Consider the following 22044-nt stretch of genomic DNA (forward strand, 5'->3'; position numbering starts at 1 on the left):
ATTTATTCATGTAGTTTCTTAATCACCTGAAATGCAGATGCATTTTCCAAAATCGTTGGCTGATCCTCGGCATAGAATATGATCCCATCTGCCGTTGAACGGATCTCTGATAAAATCTCTCCATTATATGGATTAATGACTTCACCAAGCAGCTGACCTCGGTTAACTTCCTCATTGATCGTCACAAAACGTCTTAGGAATCCCGGAGCACTTGCTTTGACGGATACAAGATCCTCTTCTTCTATAATACTCGCAATATACCCGTTATGGCAATTATATTTTAAAATACCCATTCGAGTCAAGAAGCGAAGCACGGCAGATACAGCCTTCCTGGCCAGATTCACATCGATATTATCTGTTTCCCCAGAATATACCGAAAATGCATCCGTCCCATTGATCTGCCAGTTATAAGTTAATGTCTTTTTATCAAAATTTCGTTGTTTGCTTGTTAATACATAAGGCAGCCCGAACAGACTTGCAAGGCTGGTGCTTTCTTTTCCTGTTGCAGGCATTCGCACATGTGGCACAAAATCCCCACTTCTGAAAAATGATGCAAAATGGATTCCATAGCGGAATCCTTTAACCCGTTCAAATAAATGTGCTGCCAGACGGCTTGTTGGTTCCCCGTCAAAATTCCCAGGAAACTGACGGTTGATATCACTGTTATCAGATACCCAGTATTTCATTCCGACATTCATTGAAAAATTATTCACACATGGAATGACCAGAATCTGATTATCTCCAACGATCGCACCACTGTTTTCCAGTTCTTTTAAACGTTTGACTAACTGAGAACAAATATATAACTGCTGATATTCATTTCCACGCATTGCTCCGACAATACATGCCGCTGGTTCTGATCCTTCACTTTGTTTTCCAAAGAGATATCCTTCGATCTTAAACTCATCTCTTAAGTAATTTCCTGAGGAATATATGATTTCTTTTTTCATAGTGCATTCCCTCCGATCACTCTGGCTACCAAGGACCCTTCCGTTACACTTGGATGTTCTCTTAATGTCATCAAAATACCATCGGTTGGGGCAACCACTTCTTCTTCCGTTGCTCCCATTAAAGGATTCTGTACGATCCCTATGATCTCGCCTTTCTTTACCGGATCCTTTAATCGCTTGTAAGAAACAAACAATCCACTGGATTCACAATTTAAATAAAAGATCTGGTCTTCGTGGATAAACGGAACCTTTGTTTTGCCTTGAACCTTTCCCTTCCAGATACCAAGTTCTGCCATCACCGAAAAAATTCCATCTATAATCTGGCGGCAGTACTCGTAACGGATACGAAATGCTGCACCGGATTCCGTAACCATAGTTGGGATTCCCATCTGGTTTAAAGTGAAAGCTAAACTTCCTTCATTCACTGTCTGAGAAGGATGGATCCAGACAAGATCCGTATTCATATATTTTGACAGATGAAGTAATGTCTCATCGTAATCGTTATTTAAACGTACTTGAGGAACTTCCTGCAAAAAGATATTACTAGAATGAATATCAATGCAACAGGATGCTCCTTTAATATCTTCGATCAATTTAGCTGCTGTATAATCTTCCAGACCTCCATTGATGTCTCCTGGAAATGCACTGCTGTAATCGATATCTGAGATTGGTACTGCTCTTGTTCGTGCATCCAGTCCTAATGGATTGACCGCCGGATACACATCGACAATACCTGTCAAATTCTCAAATTCTGCCTTGATCCGGCGAATGATCTCTCCGCAGATATACTGTCCGCCAAGCTCATCTCCGTAGATTCCAGACACCAGACAGATTCTCTTCTCCTCTCCAGTCACCACATCCGGCATCAGACGATTTCTTTTGATCCTTAGCATCTCTCCGATCGGAAGTTTTACAGATACGACTGTGTCTATCATATTAAAGCCTCTTTTCTATTGTTTTATCTGTATCGTAAATATTTTACTTTTCTTATTTTGCAAATAACATTTTTAATATGATCGGTGATAAGAGTGTTGTGACGAGGACCATGATAACCACTGGTGCAAAGAAAACTTCTGATAATAATCCAACAGAAATTCCTTTCTGTGCAACGATCAGTGCAACTTCACCTCGGCATACCATTCCTGCTCCGATCTGTACAGATTCTCTCTTCGTATATTTGCACAACAATGCTCCAAAACCGCATCCCGCGATCTTCGAGATCACTGCGATCACACATAAAATGATCGTAAAGATGATCAACGTCTGTGTCATTCCATGAATGTTTACATTCAGACCGATACTTGCAAAGAATACTGGTGTGATCAGCATATACGATAAAACTTCAATCTTGTTGTATATATAAAATCGTTCTGGGAGCCTGCATAAAATGATCCCTGCAAGATATGCACCTGTGATATCAGCGATTCCAAACACTTCTGCAAGAAATGCAAGTGCTAAGCAAAATGCAAGTGCAAACACCGGAACTCTTCTTCTATGACGTTCAATCTCTGGATTCTTATAAGTAGAAAGCCACTCAAAGAACTTCTTGATCCCAACTCCACCGATAATAGAAATCGCAAAGAATGCTGCCATCTGGATCAAGATCTTAAGGATTGCCTGAATATGGAATCCAGATGCTCCCCCAAGGCTTGTCATAATTGATAATAAAACGATTCCCAAGATATCATCAATGATCGCTGCCCCAAGGATTGCTGTTCCGACTCTTCCTTTTAAATGTCCCATATCCTGTAAGGCTTCTACTGTGATACTTACTGAAGTTGCTGTTAGGATCACTCCGATAAAGATCGATTCCATGATATTATTTCCATATATAACGGATAAAACAGCTCCCATGATAAGTGGGATCAATACTCCACATAACGCAATGACGAATGCAGGAATTCCACTCTTCTTCAACTCATCAATATCTGTCTCAAGACCTGCCTGAAACATTAAAACAACTACACCTACTTCAGCCAGATTTAAAACTGAATCTGAAGGACTCACTACATTAAGGACCACTGGTCCTAAAATGATTCCCGCGATCAATGCTCCAACGACTGGCGGCATGTTAAACTTCTTCGACACAAGACTAAAAGACTTGGTCATTGCCAGAATGATTGCGATATCCAGCAAAAACTTATATTCTTCCATTGTTTTACCTCCATTAGTTCGTATCGTATCATACCTGTTTTTTCTTGTCAATTCTTAGACAAAGTGATCTTTTTTTATCCTTTTCTTGCTTTTTTTATGATCCTTTAGTATAGTGGAGAAAAGACTAAGAAAAGAGGTATCAAAATGAGTGAATTTAACGAAGTAGATAATATCATCGAAGAAGAAACTCCTGTGCTCCATTTAGAATTAGAAGATGGAACTGAACAAGACTGTGCAGTGATTGCTTTATTCTCTGTAGAAGAATTAGATGATCAGGAATATATCGCATTGATCACTGTTGAAGACTTAGAAAGTGATGACGAAGAAGGGGCTTTACTTTTATATCGTTACAACGAAGACCCTGAAGATCCTGATACTTTCAGTCTTGACAACATTGAAACAGACGAAGAATATGAGACAGTCACTGCTGTCTTAGATGAGATCTTAGAAGACGAAGAATAATATGATATTAATAAAAAAGCCCTTGCATCTTATATGCGGGGCTTTTTTTCATATTGAAGTTTTGTTCGGATCACTTTGTCAAGTTCATAATACTTTTCTTCCAGAGTTTTTCCATTCAGGACACAATCCATTGCCATACCCATGGATTCCAGCATCGTTTCTGTGATCTGATCTCTATACTGTAATAAAATATTCAGGCGCTCATGAAGATCTGTTTCATCTAAGAATTTCAACAGTGGCTCAATGTCTGCTGTTTCTTCTGTCTCATCATATTCATTTTCCTGTGCTGTCACTTCATCAACCAGTTCTGCCTCTGAATCTTGTTCTGTCTCCGTGATTTTTATACCATACTGGTCTCCTGCATTTTCACACAGTTCTACTTTCCGAAAACGGTATATCTGTTGCACATCTGGGTATTTTTCATGATCGACTTCACTTAAGAACATCGCAAGTGGTCTTGCATATGTCTTAAACGTTCCATACATTGCCTGATAGACCACCAATGGTTCTTCTGTCTCTGTATGTATTGCAACCGTAACGATCTGATAAAGTTTTCCTTTAAAATGCATATAAAATTCGCCTGCTCTTGGCATCGCTCTATTTTCCATGCAAAACACCTCTTTTCTCCTGACGGCTTCTTAGTTCTTCTACGAACCTTGACGGCCTGCTGTCTTTGTTATAAAGTTTCTTTACTGATAAGATGTGCAGATATTTCTTGGCTCTTGTAACTCCAACGTAAAACAAACGTCTTTCTTCTTCCACGTCTTCTTCTTTCATGGACTTCTTATGTGGAATCACGTCTTCATTGACATCTGGCAAAAAGACACGTTCAAATTCCAATCCTTTGGTACTGTGCATCGTGCTGACCACAACCCCTTCTTTTTCTTTCTGATTCTCTTTTGACTGGCGGTTTAATTCTTCGGTGTATTCTTTGATATGATCAAACCATGCCTCATATGTATCATAGCCTTTTGCGCTCTCCTGAAGTTCTTCTAATACTTGCGTAAATTCTTCTTCCTGAATTTTGCGAAATCTTGCATATTCTGCTAAATACGCATTGTATCCCACGGATTTCCGGATATAATTGATCGCCATCAACGGAGTCATATTCTTCATGATCCGAAGATCTTCCTTAAAATCTTCTACATATTCATAAAGCCATGGTTTATCTTTGACCTTGTCTAACAGATCATCAAATGACACTTGTGATTCGGTCAGATATTCCCTGCTGATATAACGCTTGGGGCGGTTCATGACTCTTAAAAATGTGCTTCTTTTGCGATCTCCCATCGCAAGGTGCATATAATCTATGATATTTTTGGAAATCCAGTGATCAAACAGATTCGGCACTGCATCCTGCATATAAAATGGGATATTGTATGCCATCAATGCAGCAATCAGCTGTCTTGGTCCCTGATTGGTCCGATAAAGGATCGCGATCTGGGATAACGGTGTCTTCTTTGCCATCTCTTCCTTGATCGTGTAAATGATATGCTTATTCTCCTCATAGTGATCTTTAAATGTACGGACCTCAACCATACTTGCAGCATCTTCTCTTGCCTGCATCTTCTTTTCAAAACGTTTTGTATTATAAGAAATGATATCTTCCGCAACCTGTACGATCTCTTCCCCGCAACGATAGTTTCGGTTTAAGATCACCTGTCTGGTATTCTCAAAATCCTTTGGAAAATTTAACATCAGTTCTGGTCTTGCACCTCGAAACTTATAAATAGACTGATCATCATCTCCTACGATAAAGAGGTTCTTTGTCTCTCCTGCTAACATCTTGACGATCTCATACTGAATCTTATTGATATCCTGAAACTCATCGATCAAAATATATGGAAACTTCTGCTGCCATGCTTTCCTGATATCCTCACGCTCTTTTAACAACTCATACGTATAAACCAAAATATCATCAAAATCGATCCAACGGTTCTCATGCAGTTTTTCTTCATATGCACGATAAATTTCTTTAAACACTTCATCCCCACAGCATCCACTGTGATAATAGGCAAGAGGGATCATCTGCCCTTTGACTAAGCTGATCTCTTGTATGATCTGACGCATAAAATCTGCTTCATCATCAATCTCCAACTCATGATCTGTGATGATCTCACGGATAAAGTCATATTTTTTATGTTCCGGCAGAATATTATCTGCACTATAGTGATAGGCATATTTTAAAATCGTAAAAAACACAGAATGAAAGGTTCCAAAAGAAACCGGCAGGGTTTCCCCTGCCAGCCGCCAAAACCGCTCTTTCATCTCATTCGCTGCTGCTCTGGTAAATGTAATGACCAGAATCCGCTGCGGTGGGATCTGATAGTGCGATATCAAATATTGAATTCTCTTTGTGATCACAAGTGTCTTCCCTGAACCTGGTCCTGCAAGTACCATCATCGGTCCATCTTTGTGCATCACTGCTTCTTTCTGTGCCTTGCTCAGCTGGCTATGCAAGTGCTGCCTCCAGTTTCGCGATCGCATCATTGATTCTCTTTAATGATTCTTCTTTTCCCAGAAGTTCCATTAATTCTGTTGCTCCACCTGGTGTCATCTGCTTTCCAGAGACTGCTGTACGAACTGGCCACATTACATAACCATTCTTGTACTCATGTCCTTTTGCAAAAGATACTAACATCTCATATAATGCATCATTTGTAAAATCTTCCTGTGCTTCGATCACTGGATAGATCTCTTTTAATACGGTTAATGAAGTCTCAGGTGTTGTCTTCATCTTCTTATGTTTGTACATCTCTACATCATATTCTGGAACTGCTTCGAAGAAGTCAATGTGTCCCGGAATCTCTGTGAATAACTCAATTCTTGTCTTCACCATAGAAAGGATCTTATCAAAATCCATCTCTCTGTGAATTGTCTCTGTTACATATGGCATAGCAAGTTCTTTGAAACGGTCGAAGTCCATGGCTTTGATATATTCACCATTCATCCATTTGATCTTGTTCATATCAAAGACCGCTGGTGTCTTAGACATATGTTTGTAATCAAAGATCTCTTCTAATTCTTTTAATGAGAAGATTTCCTGTTCTCCTCCTGGGCTCCATCCAAGTAATGCAACGAAGTTTACGATCGTCTCTGGCAAGAATCCCTGCTCGATCAGATCTTCGAAGGAAGAATGACCTTTTCTCTTACTTAATTTGTGATGTTCTTCGTCTGTGATCAGTGGACAATGAATGTATACTGGTTTTTCCCATCCGAATGCATCATATAAACGATTGTACTTTGGTGTAGATGATAAGTATTCATTACCACGAACTACATGTGTGATTCCCATTAAATGGTCATCAACTACGTTTGCGAAGTTGTATGTTGGATATCCATCCGATTTGATCAGGATCATATCATCTAATTCGATATTATCCACTGTGATCTCTCCGTAAATCTCATCAACGAAAGATGTTGTTCCTTCTGTTGGGTTATTCTGACGGATAACATATGGTACTCCTGCGTCTAATTTCGCCTGAACTTCTTCTTTGGATAAGTTTAAGCAATGTTTGTCATAATGACTGATCACAACATCTCCTGATTTTACTTTCAGTGTGTCTAATCTCTCCTGATCACAGAAACAGTAATATGCTTCTCCCTTGTCGATCAGTTCTTTTGCATATTTTAAATAAAGCCCCTGTGCCTGTCTCTCACTCTGAACATATGGTCCGACTCCACCATCGATGTCTGGTCCTTCATCGTGGTTCATTCCGGCTTTCTTAAGGGTATTGTAGATAATCTCTTCTGCCCCTTCTACCTGTCTTTCCTGGTCTGTATCTTCAATTCTTAAAATAAAATCTCCGCCTGCATGACGTGCGATCAGATATGCATAAAGGGCTGTTCTTAAGTTACCTACATGCATACGCCCTGTAGGGCTTGGTGCAAATCTTGTTCTTACTTTGCTCATGATTTCCTCCCATTTGGTTTTAATTCTATCTTTCTATTCTACAAAACTTATCTTTCTTTGTAAAGAAGCAGTCTTATTGATTTTCGTTAATTTATGTTGATTTTTTGAAACAATCCGTCTTAAATCTCATTTAAGATCCTGCTAGCTTCCTCAAATGGCTCTAAGGTTCTCTTTAAGATTCCCTGCGTTGCCGCGATAAAGATTCCATAGTTCACGATCGGAACACCTGCATCTTTGACTCTTGCGATACGGTTTTTCATCTCTCTTCTATTTAAAGTACATCCGCCACAATGAATGACCAGATCATAAGTATCCAGATCTTCAGGGAAAGAGTTTCCACTGCTTGTATGGATATCAAAATCCTTACCTGTATATTGTTTTAACCATCTTGGGATCTTCACCGTTCCGATGTCATCGCACTGTCTGTGATGAGTGCATCCTTCCGCGATCAAGATCTTCGCCCCTTCTTCTAAATGTTCCAAGGCTTTCACTCCTCTGACTTCTTCTTCCAGATCACCTTTATATCTTGCAAACAGAATCGAAAATGAAGTCAGTTTGATATCTTCTGGCACAATCTTTGAGACTTTGCCAAATGCCTGAGAGTCTGTAATGACCAATGCTGGTTTCTTGCCGATCTCTTCTAATGTCTTTTCTAATTCCGTTTCTCTTACAACAATAGAGGCTGCTCCTGCTTCTAAAAGGTCACGGATCGTCTGCTGCTGTGGAAGGATCAGTCTGCCTTTCGGTGCTGCACTGTCGATCGGTACGACTAAGATCACAAAATCATTCGGACAGACCAAATCTCCAACGATCTTTAGCGTGTCATCATCCGTTGGAACCAGTTTCCCAATCTCTTCTTTTAACTCCCAGATCCCTTTTTTATCCTTTGCACTGACAAAGCAGGATTTGTCTTCTTTCCATTCTTGGGCATTGGCAATATCCATCTTATTGTAGACTTTCAGATAAGGAATCTTCCGGTCTTCGATCAAACGTATCATATCTTCTTCAAACTCTGTCATACCAGCTGTAGCATCCATGATCACAAGAGCGATATCTGCCTTCGCCAAGACTTCTTTTGCTTTCTTGACTCGCTTTTCTCCTAATTCTCCTTCATCATCAAGTCCCGGTGTATCGATCATAACTACTGGTCCTAATGGCAGAAGTTCCATTGCCTTGTATACAGGATCTGTCGTTGTTCCTTTGACATCGGATACGATCGCTAATTCCTGATTCGTCATAGCATTGATAACACTTGACTTCCCGGCATTTCGTTTCCCGAATAATGCGATGTGAATTCTGTCTCCTCTTGGTGTTGCATTTAAACTCATATGATTTCCTCCTGTCTGTCTTTATGGATCGTTAACTCTTTCTTTTATCTTTGTGCCTTATGATATCCCGCTGCCTTTGCTTCTTTCTCACTCTTAAATGTGACTAAATATTTTGATGTTCCCATACGGTCATAATCTCTTTGACCTGGGCAGTGGTATACCTTTGATCTGCTGTTTCCACGGATCTTCTGTGAAGCAGTTGTTTTTGTATTTGTTTTTGCTGCTGTTGTATTTTTGTTACTGTTGTAGTTTTTGCTGTTATTAGATGAATTCTGGTTTGTGTGATATTTCTGGCTTGCTTTTGAATTCTCTGTTGTTACCTGCACGCTGCTGTCTGCTTCACTGTCTCCTGACTCGTAATCAATCTTCACCCCATCCTGTACATTATATACAAAGACATTAAACTTGATATCTTCACCCTTATCTTCCACAGACATCGCTTCCATCTGTACCCCTTTAGCTACCAGGTCATCTCCGTCAAAGACTGGTGTAACTCTGTATAATACATGATTGCCTGTCTCACGGACATAGTCACCGACCATCTCTTCATATGGTAACATTCCATCCACGTTAAAAGATCTTGTTCCTGTGATCAGGTTCTTGTTATTGGCATTCTCACCGGTCAGCTGGTAAGCGATCAAATGACAGCGGTTATATAGATATTTCCCATCAACGTTATCGTATTTTGCTGTATGCCATCCGGTTGGTTTTACCATACCGATCGCTCCACGTTTTCCTTTTGGCATGATATCTTTTCCAACACACGCTTCCGCCACCTGACATCTTCCTTCAGAGTCAAGTCTGCTGTAAGACTCGTAGGATTTTGTTGTCAGATCCTTGGATGTAAAATCTGGATTATTATTGTCAACAGCAACCGTCATATTCCCTGAAAAATCCGGAATATTGTCAGATGATACAGATTTGGTGGAAGAATTTGTACTTCCTTTGCTGCTTTGTTCGTTCTGTGTGCTTTCGTGATTACTGCTATTGCCTGTACTCTGACATCCTGCCAGTGATACCGCCATCATTCCTGCGATCAGCAGGGCATATAATTTCTTTGTTACTCTCATCATCAACTGTTTCTCCTCTTGTTATATTCTTTTCTGATCTAGCTTATTGTTTTGGAAGATAGATCTGTTTTGTGATCTCGTGAGTGGAACCTTCGATCTGTTCTTCTTCTGCAAGTTTCCATTCCTCAAGATCCACATCCAATACCTGATCGGACGGATAAACTTTATTCCAGCGGAAGATCACGATCTCTTCGATCTGATCTATCACTGGTTTTAATGGAAGATTCTCTACAATACAAGTCTCCCCTTTTCCTGCCTTGTGTAAGAAATCTTCACAAACAACCGGATCGTTGATCTCTTCATACAACTTCTCTGTATATGCATTCATATAGACCTTCTCCCCTTTGGTCATCTCCGCAATATACTCTCGCAAGCCTCGATCCTGACTCTGCCTTCGATCATTAAACATCATACCGTTGTTGTTGTCTAAGCATAGAATTATTATCATTCTTTCCATCCTCCAATCGTACTTATGTTCTATTTATGTATTATATCTTGTGCGAGAGGATATTGCAATAAAAGAAGCTCTGAATTTCTCCAAAGCCTCTTCTTACTTTTCATTCTTTTTTGTATTCTAATTGTATTTATGATACTGCTTTCATCACTTTTTCTCTCATAGGCTGTGTCATTTTCTCTGGTTTTAAGATCTCTTTTAATTCTTCTTCCTTTAACAGACCTTCTTCTAATACCAGCTCTTTTACAGAAATTCCTGTTTTTAGTGATTTTTTTGCAATCTCATCAGACTTTGCATATCCGATATATGGACATAACGCTGTTGAGATTCCAACACTTTTTTCAATATATTCTTCGCACTGTCCTTTATTTGCGGTGATCCCTGTAATGCAGTGTTTTGTAAGTGTGGCTGCTGCTTCTTTTAAGGTATCGATGGATTCAAATAAATGATGGAATAAGACTGGTTCAAATGCATTTAATTCTAACTGTCCGGCTTCGGCTGCCATCGTGATCGTATAGTCATGTCCAATGATCAGGTATGCAACCTGTGATACAACTTCTGGAATCACTGGGTTGATCTTTCCTGACATGATGGATGAACCATTCTGTCTTGCTGGAATCATCTGCCTGTTTTAATGAAATTCCTGCAACTTTGCTTAATTCATAAGAAATGTTTGCAAGATAGTAAGGGTCTACATTGATCGCTGTTCCAATGGCTGTTGCTCCGATGTTTAAGACTTTCATCTCGTCCATAACATTTTTTTTTTAGTCTTTTGATATCCCTTTTTAAGACATGCGCAAATGCTCCAAAACTTTGTCCAAGTCTCATTGGAACGGCATCCTGAAGCTGTGTTCTTCCCATTTTGAGGATATCATCAAACTCTGCTTCTTTTTCTTCCATGGCTTTTTCTAATTTCTCAAGTTCTTTGATCGTTTGTGGAAGTAATTTTAAGACGGTGATCTTTCCTGCCGTTGGGATTACATCGTTCGTAGACTGTGACATATTGACATGATCGTTTGGATGTACAATGCTGTAATCTCCTTTGGTTCCACCAAGGATTTCTATCGCACGATTGGCAATCACTTCGTTTGCATTCATATTGGCAGAAGTTCCAGCCCCTCCTTGGATCGCATCCACGATAAACTGATCTCTTAGATTTCCATCCAGAATCTCATCACATGCCTGAATGATTGCCTGAGCGATTTGCTGGTCAAGTTTTTCCAGACTTTTCATTCGTGATCGCTGCTGCTTTTTTGACCATTACGATGCTGTCGATCAATACTGGATGTAATGGACGGTGTGTGATCTGAAAGTTTGTGGCTGCACGCATACTCTGAACTCCATAGTATGCTTCCGCTGGTACGTTTAATGCTCCAATTGAATCGTGTTCCATTCTGCTTAACATTGTCTTCCTCTTTTCTGATTACTCATGCTGTCGTTTTGTTTCAAGATTTTATGTGTTGGAGCTTAACACAGTATGCAATGTTCGTAAACCTTAATCCTGTCTTTCCAAATTTAAAGTTCAAATTTTGTGTTTCATCTTTTCTTTTTTTAATGAAAGTCTTGATTTACTTTAAATAATTAAGCGGTTGGAAGCGGAAGGAATTCTGACTGGATTTCATGCTTCTGTTGACCCGATCCAACTTGGTTATCATATTAAAGCATATATCAGTCTTGAGATCAGCCCTGCACAAAAACCCGAAGTTTATCCTTTTCTTCGAGCACACCCAAATGTATTGGAATGTGATTGTGTAACTGGAAATTATTCTGTGCTGCTGAAGGTTGCTTTTTCTAGTACGATGATCGTGTTTTCTACGATCGTTGAGAATCGCGGGGTGGTTCCTGAATAGTTGATTTGTTTTTAATTTCTGTTATCTAAAATAACAGGGTAAAATTTTGCATATGGAACATTTTCTTTTATAATTTGTGCAACCTTTTTACTTATTATAATTTCCCTATACTCATCGTAAAATTCATATGTCTTATTTACATCCTTTAAATTTTTTATTCCTTCTTCTGTTATTCTTTTCGGTATGAAATAGAAAATGTTTTCATTTTCTGTCATATTTATTCTTTCACATTTTTCACATTGATTTTCAAATTTATAATTTTCATCAATATAACTTTTCTGTGGTAATATATTATCAGTAATAAAAGTATATCCTAATATCTTTTTACTTTTGCTTATAATCGGCTGAAAATATTTTTTATCTACTCCTGATTTTTTTAATTTCTCCACCAGTTTTGGTAATAACAACAACTCTCCTGTTCCATCCAATCCTGCAAACCCATAATCATTCTCATGTTTTTTTATATATCCTTTCGGTTGTGCATAAAATAAGCTATTTGTTTTTTCTTTACTATGACAACTTTCACATTCACTATATTCATTTTCAATATCTTCGTATTCTTCACAGTAATATTCTGGAAAACATAAAACGAATGCTTTTACCTTTTCAAATTCTTCATCTGAAACTTTAACATCATAATCCAAACAGATAAATTCTACATCTTTCCTATTTGATTTATAAAATTCAATTATTTGTTTATATAGTTCTGAATCTTGATTAATCTTATATGTATATTCTCCAGAAAATCGATTTCCTGTTCTGTATTTCTTTAATCTGTATATGAATTTAGAAATATTTTTTTTTACTTTCCAATCTGTTTCTTCATCATTATAACTTAATACAATTTCTACATTAACTTCCAATTTCGTCTCCTCCTGTTATCACTACACTTTTGCTGCTTTTGTTTTCTCTAAACCGACTTATCTTTGCTTTTATCCAAAATATAATTTCCATCAATATAGCTGTATACATAATAATAAAAGGATCTATTGGAAATAAACTACTTTTCAAGATTGTAATTTTACCTTTGAAAATCCAGAAATTACCAATCACCAATTCATTGGGTCCCGATTTTATATGATCTAAATCTGTTTCACTTATTTCTTTTTCTATTATTTTTTTCTCTGTTATATGATAATCCGTATAATCAAACTTGCCTGCATATACATGAATTCCATCTCTTTCATTCTTAATCATATCAATATCATCCTTAATTAAGATACTCTTAATAAAGTCGCCATTCTTGTTAAATTTCTGAACGACACCTAACATTCCAGTCGCAACATATATATTCCCTTTGTCGTCAATGGTTGCTTTATTCCCTGGAAAAATACCAACAGGTATGGAATATGATTTTTTAATAAAAGAATCTTTTTTATTTTGTAATTGTATATTACATACTATCATTGTTACAAAGTCTTTAACATTACTTACAGTAAAAATATTTCCCGAAAATATTGATCTATTTCCGAATTACTTGGAAATAGTTTTTTAATTTCTCGTAAATACCATTTTCTTTTTTTTATCCATTTTTTTCTCTTTCCTTGTAAAATGCAAATATAAAAAATATATACTTCGAATTTTTCTTGATTATTATCATATAGTTTTTTTATTATATTTTTTCCTTCATCAACTATATTATAAATATCATTTTCCTTATTTAAGAAAAATAAATATTCCGTGGTCGCATAAAAATAACCTGTAAGTAATTGTATTTTGATATTTTTTTTAAAAAACCTTTTTTGATATTCTACTAATTCAAAAAAAAGTTTTTTTTCATAACAATCTTTCTTATAATAATCTATAACATTCTCCATATAAACTTCTTCTAATACCATCCAAAGCTGTGTATATAAAAGTAAGAAAATATCATCTCTCTTATTTTGTTTCCACAAAATATATAACTCTCGATTCGTTTTTCCAGTTTGATTTGAAGAAAAAAATGGTTGATTATCATAAACCAATTGTTTTAACCCATGCATCACTTAATTTTACAACTCCTTTCTTAGCTATACATGTACCTTCGATAATTTTCCCTTTATAATTGTATACAAATTTATATACAATTTCTTTTCCTTTAGTTTTTCCTATAGCTTCCATTTTTCCACTTTTCATTGCCTTTTTTACAATTGGTTTTACATACTTCCACTGATTCTTTTTTGTTACTTTTGTCCACGCATGTTTACTCTGCATAATGTGCCTTACTTTATTTTGATCAGAAGCTACTCTTCTTATTGCACTATTGACTCCTTTTACCGCTAATCCACTACTTGATGATGCTCCATAGCAAACACCGATACCATAACCTGCAAATGCTCCTATAATGGCTCCTACTGCAGCTCCTTTAATTCCATATGTTGCTATAAATAAATTTCTTTTTTTATCCTAATCTTTTAGCAACTAATCTACCTTTATATGAACCAGCTATTGCACCAACAATTCCTCCTACTCCGACACCTACTAAAACTGCTGTACTTACTAAAAAATGCCCACTAGGATCCACATAATTCACCGGATTATTCGCACAATACACATATAAATGTCCCGTCTCCGATTTTGTCGTATCTCCACGATAGGTATCCTCTGTCATAAATCTACCATCTTCTGGATTATAATACCGTGCATTCAGATAATACAATCCCGTACTCTGATCATAGATTCCACCAGTATAACACACTTCATTTTTCGCCTGATCATCTCCATGAATAATTGTCTCTCCAAAATCCGTATACTGATAGGTTGCATCTGCACTTCCATCTTCTTTCACTAGGCTAGTTGTACTTCCCTGAATATCTTCATTATACAGATAATATTGCGTATCATCCCCTTTGAATCTCTCAGTTGCAAGGACATTTCCTTCTGTTCCAATCAAGTTCTGTGTAAGTCATCTCTTTTACACGGTCAAAACTGTCATAGGTATAGACTTTTTAAACTGCCTGATCACTGTTATTTAATAGATTTCTGTGGTCTTTAATCTCTTTGACTTTTCCATAAGCATCATAAGTGTAACTTCTGTGACTTCGTAAGGTCTCAGGGAACTTAAGTTATGAAATCTCAAGTTACTCAAACTTTGTCTTAATGTCCCTGGGAACTTAAGTAACTTATAATATAATGCATTTAAGGTACCTCAGACCTTACGATGTCTGCTGGTTGATATCATATATCTCTAAACAATTCAGCTGATCCAAAACACATTCCTTCATGTGCTATTGTTTGTAAAATAATTTTATTTTCTGAGACAAAACATAAATCTATCCAGTCTGCAAAAGCATAAATATTAGGATATTCTTGTAAAACTTTTCTTACATCCTTGTTATATTTATATAAATACCAATTATCCGTCATATAATATCCCTTTTTTCCTTTTTCCCTTTTAATTATAGTTCCATTTTTACGACATAATCTACTTTCCAAGAAAAATTTTTCTAATTTTTTAAATATTAAACAATTCTTAGTTTGTAATTCTTCCCTTTCTTTTTCCTCCTTACTTTTTACCTTCTCAATTGGTATTTTTAATATTAAAATATTACTATTTTCCTGAAGTATTTTTAATATTTTTTTATATTGGGTTATTACTAATTGGTCCATACCAAAATTGCAAATATCTTCATACACCATAATTATTAAAATCCTCCTATTTTAAAAACCAACAATGTACATGCATTTGTTTTCTCGCATTTTTATTTTTACTCCACTTTAACATTGGATGATAATGATAATATTGTTTTCCCTGATCTTTTTCCTTCTTGTGTTTTTGCATTGCAGATACTTTATGAATTGGGCTTGCAGCTTTACATGCATCATAAGCATATCCAGAAGATGTCACAAAAACATTTCCATTTGCTTTCAATCTCATAGCTGCTTTAGATTTAGTCTTTATAGCATCATATATATATACTTTCGCATTTATCCTTTTTGCTTTATAATAATGTATCTTAGGTTGTTTTCGCTTTAGTGTTGAAATTGCAGTTGCAGCAACATATGTAATTCCAGCTATTACAATATATTTAAGCGCCTTTAAAATAACTCCTCCTAAGTCTTTCTTAAGGTCTCTGGGACCTTAAGGATTTTTACTATTCAGACAAGATTTTTTAGAATACATGAAACTCCAAAATGCGTATACTATAATTCCAGCAGTAGTCAAAATGAAATGAATAGTCTGTAACGACAAAAAACGAAGACATTGATACCGTAGACCTTAAGAAATTTTAAGATTCTGTGATACCTATAAAAAATAATAATTATCCTTATTTACTTTCATTTTTTTTATAATAAAACAATTCGGATATTCTTTAAATCCTGGAAGTGTTGATCTATATTTTTTCATTACACTTCGTGCTTTTTTCCAACTTCCAAAATAACCAATCATAAGTAAACTACCCTCATCTTCATATGTCAGTTGATATATATACATATTTAACCACCTCACTCCCTAAAAATATTTTTCCATCCAAAGTTTTCAATTTCATATTTTTGGTTTAAAAATTTCAACATATCTTCATATTTATTTATTTTATATAGAATCTTTCTTTGTTGTTTATCTAAACAATACATTTGTCCATTCTCAGTATTTTTTAAACACAAAAATTTTTCATGATCATAATAATAATCCATTTTTCCATTATACACTTTTATATTTTCTCCATATTTTACTTCTATATCATGATTTTCTGGATTATATTCTTCTTCTTTTTCGATCATATAATTATTTAAAAGTTTTATTATAAAATATGATTTTGTTGCTCTCCAAAAACCTTCATTCCACTCTGCTTCATTGATTTTATATTCATTAATTTCCAAAAATTCCTCTTTTCCTTTAAATCTTGGTTGTTGTGAAAATTTTTTCTTTCCTATTTCTGCCTTTTTATATGATGAATATACCGCAATAATTATTTCATCATTGTTTTCTGAATTATCCTCATAATACGAGAATTTCAACTCATAAATCATGAATATATTTGCACCTCCATTTATATTTTTACTGTATCAATTATCGTCCTCTATCTCCCCACTTTCTCAATTCACTATATTCCTTTCCTTGCTTTCCTTTTCTTGTCCATTTTCCTTTTCCATAATGTTCATTCATTTTCCTAATTGCATACTCATTTCCACTTTCCCCTTTTTTTGGTCTAGATCCATGTGCCCAACTTGGAATATCTGTCGCTCTTTCTTTTTTACTTTTTTTGATTCTTTCTTCTTTTTAGTATTACTTTTTTCTTACTTTTACTATATATTATCCTATCCACTACTCCTGCTGTAAGCCATACAGATACTTTTGTTTTAGAAATAATTTTTCTTCCTGCATATTTTGTTTTTGAACTATGATTTTTCCATGATGAATATGACACATAAGCTACCGCACCTCCAACAAGTACTAATTTTATAACTGTATACATTGCTGCCGCAAAATGCCCACTAGGATCCACATAATTCACCGGATTATTCGCACAATACACATACAAATGTCCAGTCTCAGGGTTCATTATCTCGCCGCGATAACTATCCTCTGTCATAAACCTACCATCTTCCGGATTATAATACCGTGCATTCAGATAGTACAACCCCATACTCTAATCATAAATTCCGCCAGTATAACATACTTCATTTTTCGCCTGATCATTACCCTGGATCGTTGTCTCTCCAAAATCCGTATACTGGTATGTTGCATCAGCACTTCCATCTTCTTTTACAAGACTGCTTGTACTTTCCTGGATATCTTTGTTGTAAAGATAATATTGTGTTGCATTCTGTTGAAATCTTTCTGTTGCGAGGACATTTCCATCGGTTCCAATCAGATTCTGTGAGTTTTGCTCTCCATTCGCATCTGTCGTGTAAGCCACAACTCCATTCTGATAATAATAGTTAGTCGTCTCATCTCCATCGACCTTCTGGATCCGCTGTCCTTCTCCATTGTAGATGTTCTGCTGGATCACCGCTGTCTTTCCGTCTTTCGTCACGGACACCTGACTTAATCTGTTTTCCGCATCATACACATAAGTCTGATCTTCTCCAGTCTTTGTGTTCTTTACATCTGTCTGATTTCCATTCGCATCGTAATCATACTGACGGACTTCTTCTACCGCAGTTCCTTTTTTTTCGTGGATGTCTTTAACTGATCCAGTCCGTTATAAGTATACGATGTTGTCGTTGTTCCATCATCTTCTTTGAGCCGGTTTCCAACATTATCATAGGTATATGTGATTGTTTTTGTCTGGTCATTTTTCTTATAATCGGTTGTCACTGTTTTGACCAATCTTCCAAACGTATCATAGGTATAACTTCTGAGGACTTTCTCTGTTGTCTGCCCCTTGGAATGCAGTTCTCCTTTGATCTCCTGCAGCCATCCGTTCTCATCATAAATATAAGACAATGCCTGAATTCCATCTTGGGTGGTCGGATAGGATACCTTACTGAGATTTCCATCCTCATTATAAGTATACTGGATCTAATGAGATTTGATATCATCTGTCGTTGGCTGAGCATTCTGACTGATCTTGCAAATGACTTCGTAATGTCCAGGGAGCTTAAGTTCCTTTTTTATTCTCGATTAAATTTTTGTATATATTTTTTTATCTTCTTTGTTCCTCTCCTTAATGTTGATCTTCTATCTATCATTATTATTATTACAAAACTTATCATAAACAGAACAAAATCTGTCACTTTGATCCATCCCATGCATAAAAACAACACATATAACGTTCCAAAAATCAATATGCCTGGTGCTGGAATTTCCTTTATATATTCTATTTTTTCAAGCTTCGTACAACCTTTTAACTCACTATTTTCAAGTTTTCCATCAAACATAACAACTTCATTTATATTAAATGGATTTTTTTCATATATATATTATTTTCACTATATCTTCTTCAACAAATCCTTTAAACACTGTAATTTCTGATTCATCTATATCTGGTGTTATATAATGTCCATGTAAATAGTCTTCTTTATCATTAATTAATTCTAAATCTTCTTGTATTAATTTTATCCATTTTTCTGTATTTTTTATATGTACTTCTATTTTTTGCATCTTCATAATATTATCCTAATTAACAAATTTTAACTTCGTAAGGTCCCAAGGACCTTACGATTCCTTCGGGTACATTGGTCTACTTAATTTATTTTATAAGATTTAATTAGTTTGTATAATGATTCCGTATACTCATGATTACCATTTTCTATATTTTTTCTATATTGTTGTATATATTTTTCTACTGTATTTCCTTTATTATCTTTTAAACTAATATCTGCCCCTTTTTCAATCAATAATCTTATGATTCTATATTGTTTTCTTGTATTTATTCCCGGTTCTTCCTCATAATTTTCTGAGTAACAAGCTGCCATTATTGCTGTTATACCTTTCTCATTTTTTTGATTTACATCCGCTCCGTTTTTTAAGAGTATTTGCACTAAGTCATAATTATTTTTTGTTACTGCTACTACTAATGCATTTTTATCTGGATCTGCACCTTTATTTAATAAATATTTTATCATCTTATTACAATCTTGTTGCCCGAAATAATAAATATATTCTGATAGAAGTTCATGTCCCTCTTTATTTAAATTTGCTCCATTTTTTACTAACATTTTTATAAACCGATCAGGATACGACATTGACATTAATGCTGTTTCTAATGGTGTTGTATTATTTTTTTTATCTATCTCATTCACATTTTCTCCAAATAACACTTTTATTCTAGCAAAAACATAATTACCTGTTATTATATCATATTGTAAACTTCCTTTTCGATAATACTCGGTTACCATACTAGATTCTCGTTCTTTATATTGTAATATCCATGGCATATTAAAATACAAATAATAACCAATCAATAAAAATATTATTACTATCAGCAATTTCAAAATATTTTTCACAATCATTAACCTCCACACACCTGATATAATTAGCTGATTAATCCAAGTTACTCAAACTTTGCCACTTCTTCCATTCTTTTTTGCATATCTATTCCTGTAATTCTTGATCTCTTTGACTTTTCCATACGCATCATAAGTATAACTTCTGAGGACTTTCTCTGTTGTCTGTCCCTTGGAATGCAGTTCTCCTTCGATCTCCTGCAGCCATCCGTTTTCATCATAAATATAAGATAATGACTGGATTCCATCTTTGGTTGTCGGATAGGATACCTTACTGAGATTTCCATCCTCATTATAAGTATACTGGATCTGATGTGCCTTGATATCATCTGCCGTTGGCTGAGTACTCTGACTGATTTCCGTAAGGTCTCAGGGAGCTTAAGTTTTTGCACTGTGAGGTTCCTGTTTTTGTCTATTGACATTATTTATGAATTACAGAAATGCTTAAGATTCTATAAATACATTCTCATTAAAATATTGCATAATTTTTTCTGTTTCATCTTTAAATGTTTTATAAAAACTAAAATCACAAAAAATTACAAAAATTATAATATACAATCCCCAATACCTATTATTTGTAGTAATCATAAGTATAAGAAGCGAACTAATAATCAGTAGTATATTTATTATTATTATTATAAGCTCAGCTTCAAAATATAACGAATATCTCATTGTCATTATAGTATTTTCACCATTAGAATACATCTTAATTTTTATTTTTGGAACAAATCCCCTATTTTTATAATACGGAATAGTATATAATACTATAGAATCTTCCATTTCTTTAATAAAAAACTTTTCTTGATTTGGTATGAAAAAGATAGAAGAACGTCTTTTTTTACTACTTATATTATACAATTTCTTTTTTATTTCTTTTTCAGTTAGTTTAGTTTTTATTTCTTTATCTATTTTATACATAGTTTGCTCCTTATAAAGAAATAAATCTCGGAATCTTTTATTAATTAACCATCCCTATTTTTAATATATTTACAATTCATCATTTGTGACTAAAAATCAAGATTCCGAGATTTTGTAAAATTATTTACTTCTATACATTCTTATTTTTTTGTTTTTTGATACAGCAATTTTTACAAACATGTTTCCCAGAAAATATATTAAGAAACTATTTACTTTCTTTTTAATAATTGTATATCTTCTTCATCTACTCCCAAAAATGAAATAGTGTCTATATTTTCTTTTTTTAATATTGCCTCTCCATCATCCTCTCCGTATTCTGTTAATTTTGAAACGATTACTTTATTATCATCAATTTTATTTATAACTCCTTTAATTGGGCATTCATCATCTTGTATCATTTCAATTGATACTATATACTTATTATTCATACAAATTTGAAATATGTTATTCTTTAAACTAACTTTATCTTGTAGTTTTAAATCAATATGTCTTTGATTCTTTTTAGAATATAATTTTTCTATTTTTTTTTCATACTGCCCACTTATCTCTAAATGCATAACACTATCTATTTTTTTCAGAATATACCCATCTGCTAATCCATGAGGTGTTATATGTTTAATTAAAAAATCTTGTCTTCCAATTGCGTAAATATATCCTTCCAAAAACATCGAAGTATCATCTTCATCGCAAAATATACTAACTATATTATTATTTTCTTTTATCTTTATCAATTCTTTAATCATATTTACTCCTTCTTCCATCATATCTTGTCTTCAGACTATGATCTTTCCATGTAGAATAAGATACATTCCACCAGTATAACACTCTTCATTTTTCGCCTGATCATCTCCATGGATTGTTGTCTCTCCGAAATCCGTGACTTCGTAAGGTCTCAGGGAACTTAAGTTCATACAGTATCCTGATATGTCGTTTTCATTCTCCCCTTATGCTTGGATTGTAACATTTCACCATTTTACAGGCAATCAGATTTAGTTTTTTCGTCGTTTAATACAAAAAACTTTTTTATTTTTGTGAAATATTATGGTTGACTTTTTTAATAAGTATACCTACTT

At 35.0% G+C, this 22044-nt stretch carries 28 protein-coding genes and 1 pseudogene; 2 read left to right on the plus strand and 27 right to left on the minus strand.

Features of this window, described 5'->3' with window-relative positions; translation table 11 throughout:
• Window positions 1-2 precede the first annotated feature (2 nt).
• Genes QUE18_RS09440 through QUE18_RS09450 form a run of 3 tightly spaced genes read right to left on the minus strand, consistent with a single transcriptional unit; the run spans window position 3 to window position 3104 of the window.
• Window positions 3-950 carry a M14 family metallopeptidase gene (locus QUE18_RS09440; RefSeq protein WP_008392504.1) on the minus strand — a complete coding sequence of 316 codons (948 nt, stop codon included), beginning with the start codon at window positions 948-950 and terminating at the stop codon, window positions 3-5.
• Entirely contained in the window at window positions 947-1885 is a 939-nt protein-coding gene (locus QUE18_RS09445; RefSeq protein ID WP_008392505.1) for a M14 family metallopeptidase, read from the minus strand. The genes QUE18_RS09440 and QUE18_RS09445 overlap by 4 nt, the downstream gene beginning before the upstream one ends.
• A gap of 52 nt (window positions 1886-1937) precedes the next feature.
• Window positions 1938-3104, minus strand: a complete 1167-nt coding sequence (locus QUE18_RS09450) for a cation:proton antiporter (RefSeq protein ID WP_009204366.1) — start codon at window positions 3102-3104, stop codon at window positions 1938-1940.
• 144 nt (window positions 3105-3248) lie between these two features.
• Here QUE18_RS09450 and QUE18_RS09455 point away from each other — a divergent pair, with 144 nt between their 5' ends.
• Window positions 3249-3566, plus strand: a complete 318-nt coding sequence (locus QUE18_RS09455; RefSeq protein ID WP_008392507.1) for a DUF1292 domain-containing protein — start codon at window positions 3249-3251, stop codon at window positions 3564-3566.
• 29 nt (window positions 3567-3595) lie between these two features.
• Here the strand turns inward: QUE18_RS09455 and QUE18_RS09460 are convergent, their stop codons facing one another.
• From QUE18_RS09460 to QUE18_RS13855, 7 genes and pseudogenes are all read right to left on the minus strand, one after another.
• Window positions 3596-4174, minus strand: coding sequence for a DUF1653 domain-containing protein (locus QUE18_RS09460; protein WP_009204365.1), 579 nt, complete (start codon window positions 4172-4174; stop codon window positions 3596-3598).
• On the minus strand, window positions 4164-6026 hold the full coding sequence (locus QUE18_RS09465) for an ATP-dependent helicase (RefSeq protein ID WP_009204364.1): 1863 nt from the start codon (window positions 6024-6026) through the stop codon (window positions 4164-4166). The genes QUE18_RS09460 and QUE18_RS09465 overlap by 11 nt, the downstream gene beginning before the upstream one ends.
• A complete protein-coding gene (gene gltX, locus QUE18_RS09470; RefSeq protein ID WP_008392510.1) occupies window positions 6019-7479 on the minus strand; it encodes a glutamate--tRNA ligase in 1461 nt (486 codons plus the stop codon). The genes QUE18_RS09465 and gltX overlap by 8 nt, the downstream gene beginning before the upstream one ends.
• Before the next feature lie 119 nt (window positions 7480-7598).
• Window positions 7599-8807, minus strand: a complete 1209-nt coding sequence (gene hydF / locus QUE18_RS09475) for a [FeFe] hydrogenase H-cluster maturation GTPase HydF (protein ID WP_009204363.1) — start codon at window positions 8805-8807, stop codon at window positions 7599-7601.
• Between the two features lie 44 nt (window positions 8808-8851).
• Window positions 8852-9880 carry a DNA/RNA non-specific endonuclease gene (locus tag QUE18_RS09480; protein ID WP_009204362.1) on the minus strand — a complete coding sequence of 343 codons (1029 nt, stop codon included), beginning with the start codon at window positions 9878-9880 and terminating at the stop codon, window positions 8852-8854.
• 40 nt (window positions 9881-9920) lie between these two features.
• Window positions 9921-10325, minus strand: coding sequence for a hypothetical protein (locus tag QUE18_RS09485; RefSeq protein WP_015530351.1), 405 nt, complete (start codon window positions 10323-10325; stop codon window positions 9921-9923).
• 136 nt (window positions 10326-10461) lie between these two features.
• Window positions 10462-11736, minus strand: a pseudogene (locus tag QUE18_RS13855) (aspartate ammonia-lyase).
• Between the two features lie 184 nt (window positions 11737-11920).
• Between QUE18_RS13855 and QUE18_RS09495 the strand changes: the two are divergent.
• Complete coding sequence (locus QUE18_RS09495; protein WP_009204358.1) at window positions 11921-12181, plus strand: Lrp/AsnC family transcriptional regulator; 261 nt, start codon at window positions 11921-11923, stop codon at window positions 12179-12181.
• An 11-nt stretch (window positions 12182-12192) separates the two neighbouring features.
• Here QUE18_RS09495 and QUE18_RS09500 read toward each other — a convergent pair whose 3' ends face one another.
• The 17 genes from QUE18_RS09500 to QUE18_RS09580 all read right to left on the minus strand — a co-directional run bounded on the left by QUE18_RS09500 (window position 12193) and on the right by QUE18_RS09580 (window position 21882).
• Window positions 12193-13044 carry a hypothetical protein gene (locus QUE18_RS09500; protein WP_009204357.1) on the minus strand — a complete coding sequence of 284 codons (852 nt, stop codon included), beginning with the start codon at window positions 13042-13044 and terminating at the stop codon, window positions 12193-12195.
• Entirely contained in the window at window positions 13034-13588 is a 555-nt protein-coding gene (locus QUE18_RS09505) for a hypothetical protein (RefSeq protein WP_008392520.1), read from the minus strand. The genes QUE18_RS09500 and QUE18_RS09505 overlap by 11 nt, the downstream gene beginning before the upstream one ends.
• A gap of 23 nt (window positions 13589-13611) precedes the next feature.
• On the minus strand, window positions 13612-14163 hold the full coding sequence (locus QUE18_RS09510; RefSeq protein ID WP_009204356.1) for a hypothetical protein: 552 nt from the start codon (window positions 14161-14163) through the stop codon (window positions 13612-13614).
• Window positions 14135-14374 carry a polymorphic toxin type 35 domain-containing protein gene (locus QUE18_RS09515; protein ID WP_009204355.1) on the minus strand — a complete coding sequence of 80 codons (240 nt, stop codon included), beginning with the start codon at window positions 14372-14374 and terminating at the stop codon, window positions 14135-14137. Before QUE18_RS09515 ends, QUE18_RS09510 begins: the two co-directional genes overlap by 29 nt.
• 187 nt (window positions 14375-14561) lie before the next feature.
• Window positions 14562-15053 (minus strand): RHS repeat-associated core domain-containing protein, encoded by a 492-nt coding sequence (locus tag QUE18_RS09520; RefSeq protein WP_009204354.1) that lies wholly within the window; start codon window positions 15051-15053, stop codon window positions 14562-14564.
• 284 nt (window positions 15054-15337) lie between these two features.
• Window positions 15338-15799 (minus strand): hypothetical protein, encoded by a 462-nt coding sequence (locus tag QUE18_RS09525; protein ID WP_008392525.1) that lies wholly within the window; start codon window positions 15797-15799, stop codon window positions 15338-15340.
• 16 nt (window positions 15800-15815) lie between these two features.
• A complete protein-coding gene (locus QUE18_RS09530; RefSeq protein ID WP_008392526.1) occupies window positions 15816-16037 on the minus strand; it encodes a hypothetical protein in 222 nt (73 codons plus the stop codon).
• Window positions 16038-16606: 569 nt separating this feature from the next.
• Window positions 16607-17131 carry a hypothetical protein gene (locus QUE18_RS09535; RefSeq protein ID WP_008392528.1) on the minus strand — a complete coding sequence of 175 codons (525 nt, stop codon included), beginning with the start codon at window positions 17129-17131 and terminating at the stop codon, window positions 16607-16609.
• A gap of 224 nt (window positions 17132-17355) precedes the next feature.
• Window positions 17356-17748: an RHS repeat-associated core domain-containing protein gene (locus tag QUE18_RS09540; protein ID WP_008392529.1), complete on the minus strand. Its 393-nt coding sequence runs from the start codon at window positions 17746-17748 to the stop codon at window positions 17356-17358.
• A gap of 3 nt (window positions 17749-17751) precedes the next feature.
• On the minus strand, window positions 17752-18174 hold the full coding sequence (locus QUE18_RS09545; protein WP_008392530.1) for a hypothetical protein: 423 nt from the start codon (window positions 18172-18174) through the stop codon (window positions 17752-17754).
• 83 nt (window positions 18175-18257) lie between these two features.
• Window positions 18258-18626 carry a hypothetical protein gene (locus QUE18_RS09550; RefSeq protein ID WP_465220249.1) on the minus strand — a complete coding sequence of 123 codons (369 nt, stop codon included), beginning with the start codon at window positions 18624-18626 and terminating at the stop codon, window positions 18258-18260.
• 92 nt (window positions 18627-18718) lie between these two features.
• Window positions 18719-18985, minus strand: a complete 267-nt coding sequence (locus QUE18_RS09555) for a hypothetical protein (RefSeq protein WP_009204353.1) — start codon at window positions 18983-18985, stop codon at window positions 18719-18721.
• A 31-nt stretch (window positions 18986-19016) separates the two neighbouring features.
• Window positions 19017-19214, minus strand: a complete 198-nt coding sequence (locus tag QUE18_RS09560) for a hypothetical protein (RefSeq protein ID WP_009204352.1) — start codon at window positions 19212-19214, stop codon at window positions 19017-19019.
• 77 nt (window positions 19215-19291) lie between these two features.
• Window positions 19292-20059, minus strand: coding sequence for an ankyrin repeat domain-containing protein (locus QUE18_RS09565; protein WP_009204351.1), 768 nt, complete (start codon window positions 20057-20059; stop codon window positions 19292-19294).
• Between the two features lie 438 nt (window positions 20060-20497).
• A complete protein-coding gene (locus QUE18_RS09570) occupies window positions 20498-20971 on the minus strand; it encodes a hypothetical protein (RefSeq protein WP_009204349.1) in 474 nt (157 codons plus the stop codon).
• Between the two features lie 209 nt (window positions 20972-21180).
• Window positions 21181-21735 carry a hypothetical protein gene (locus QUE18_RS09575; protein WP_008392537.1) on the minus strand — a complete coding sequence of 185 codons (555 nt, stop codon included), beginning with the start codon at window positions 21733-21735 and terminating at the stop codon, window positions 21181-21183.
• A 9-nt stretch (window positions 21736-21744) separates the two neighbouring features.
• Window positions 21745-21882, minus strand: a complete 138-nt coding sequence (locus tag QUE18_RS09580; RefSeq protein WP_009204347.1) for a hypothetical protein — start codon at window positions 21880-21882, stop codon at window positions 21745-21747.
• Window positions 21883-22044 lie beyond the last annotated feature (162 nt).

The sequence above is a fragment of the Anaerostipes hadrus ATCC 29173 = JCM 17467 genome (assembly GCF_030296915.1).
GTDB classification, from domain to species: Bacteria; Bacillota; Clostridia; order Lachnospirales; family Lachnospiraceae; genus Anaerostipes; species Anaerostipes hadrus.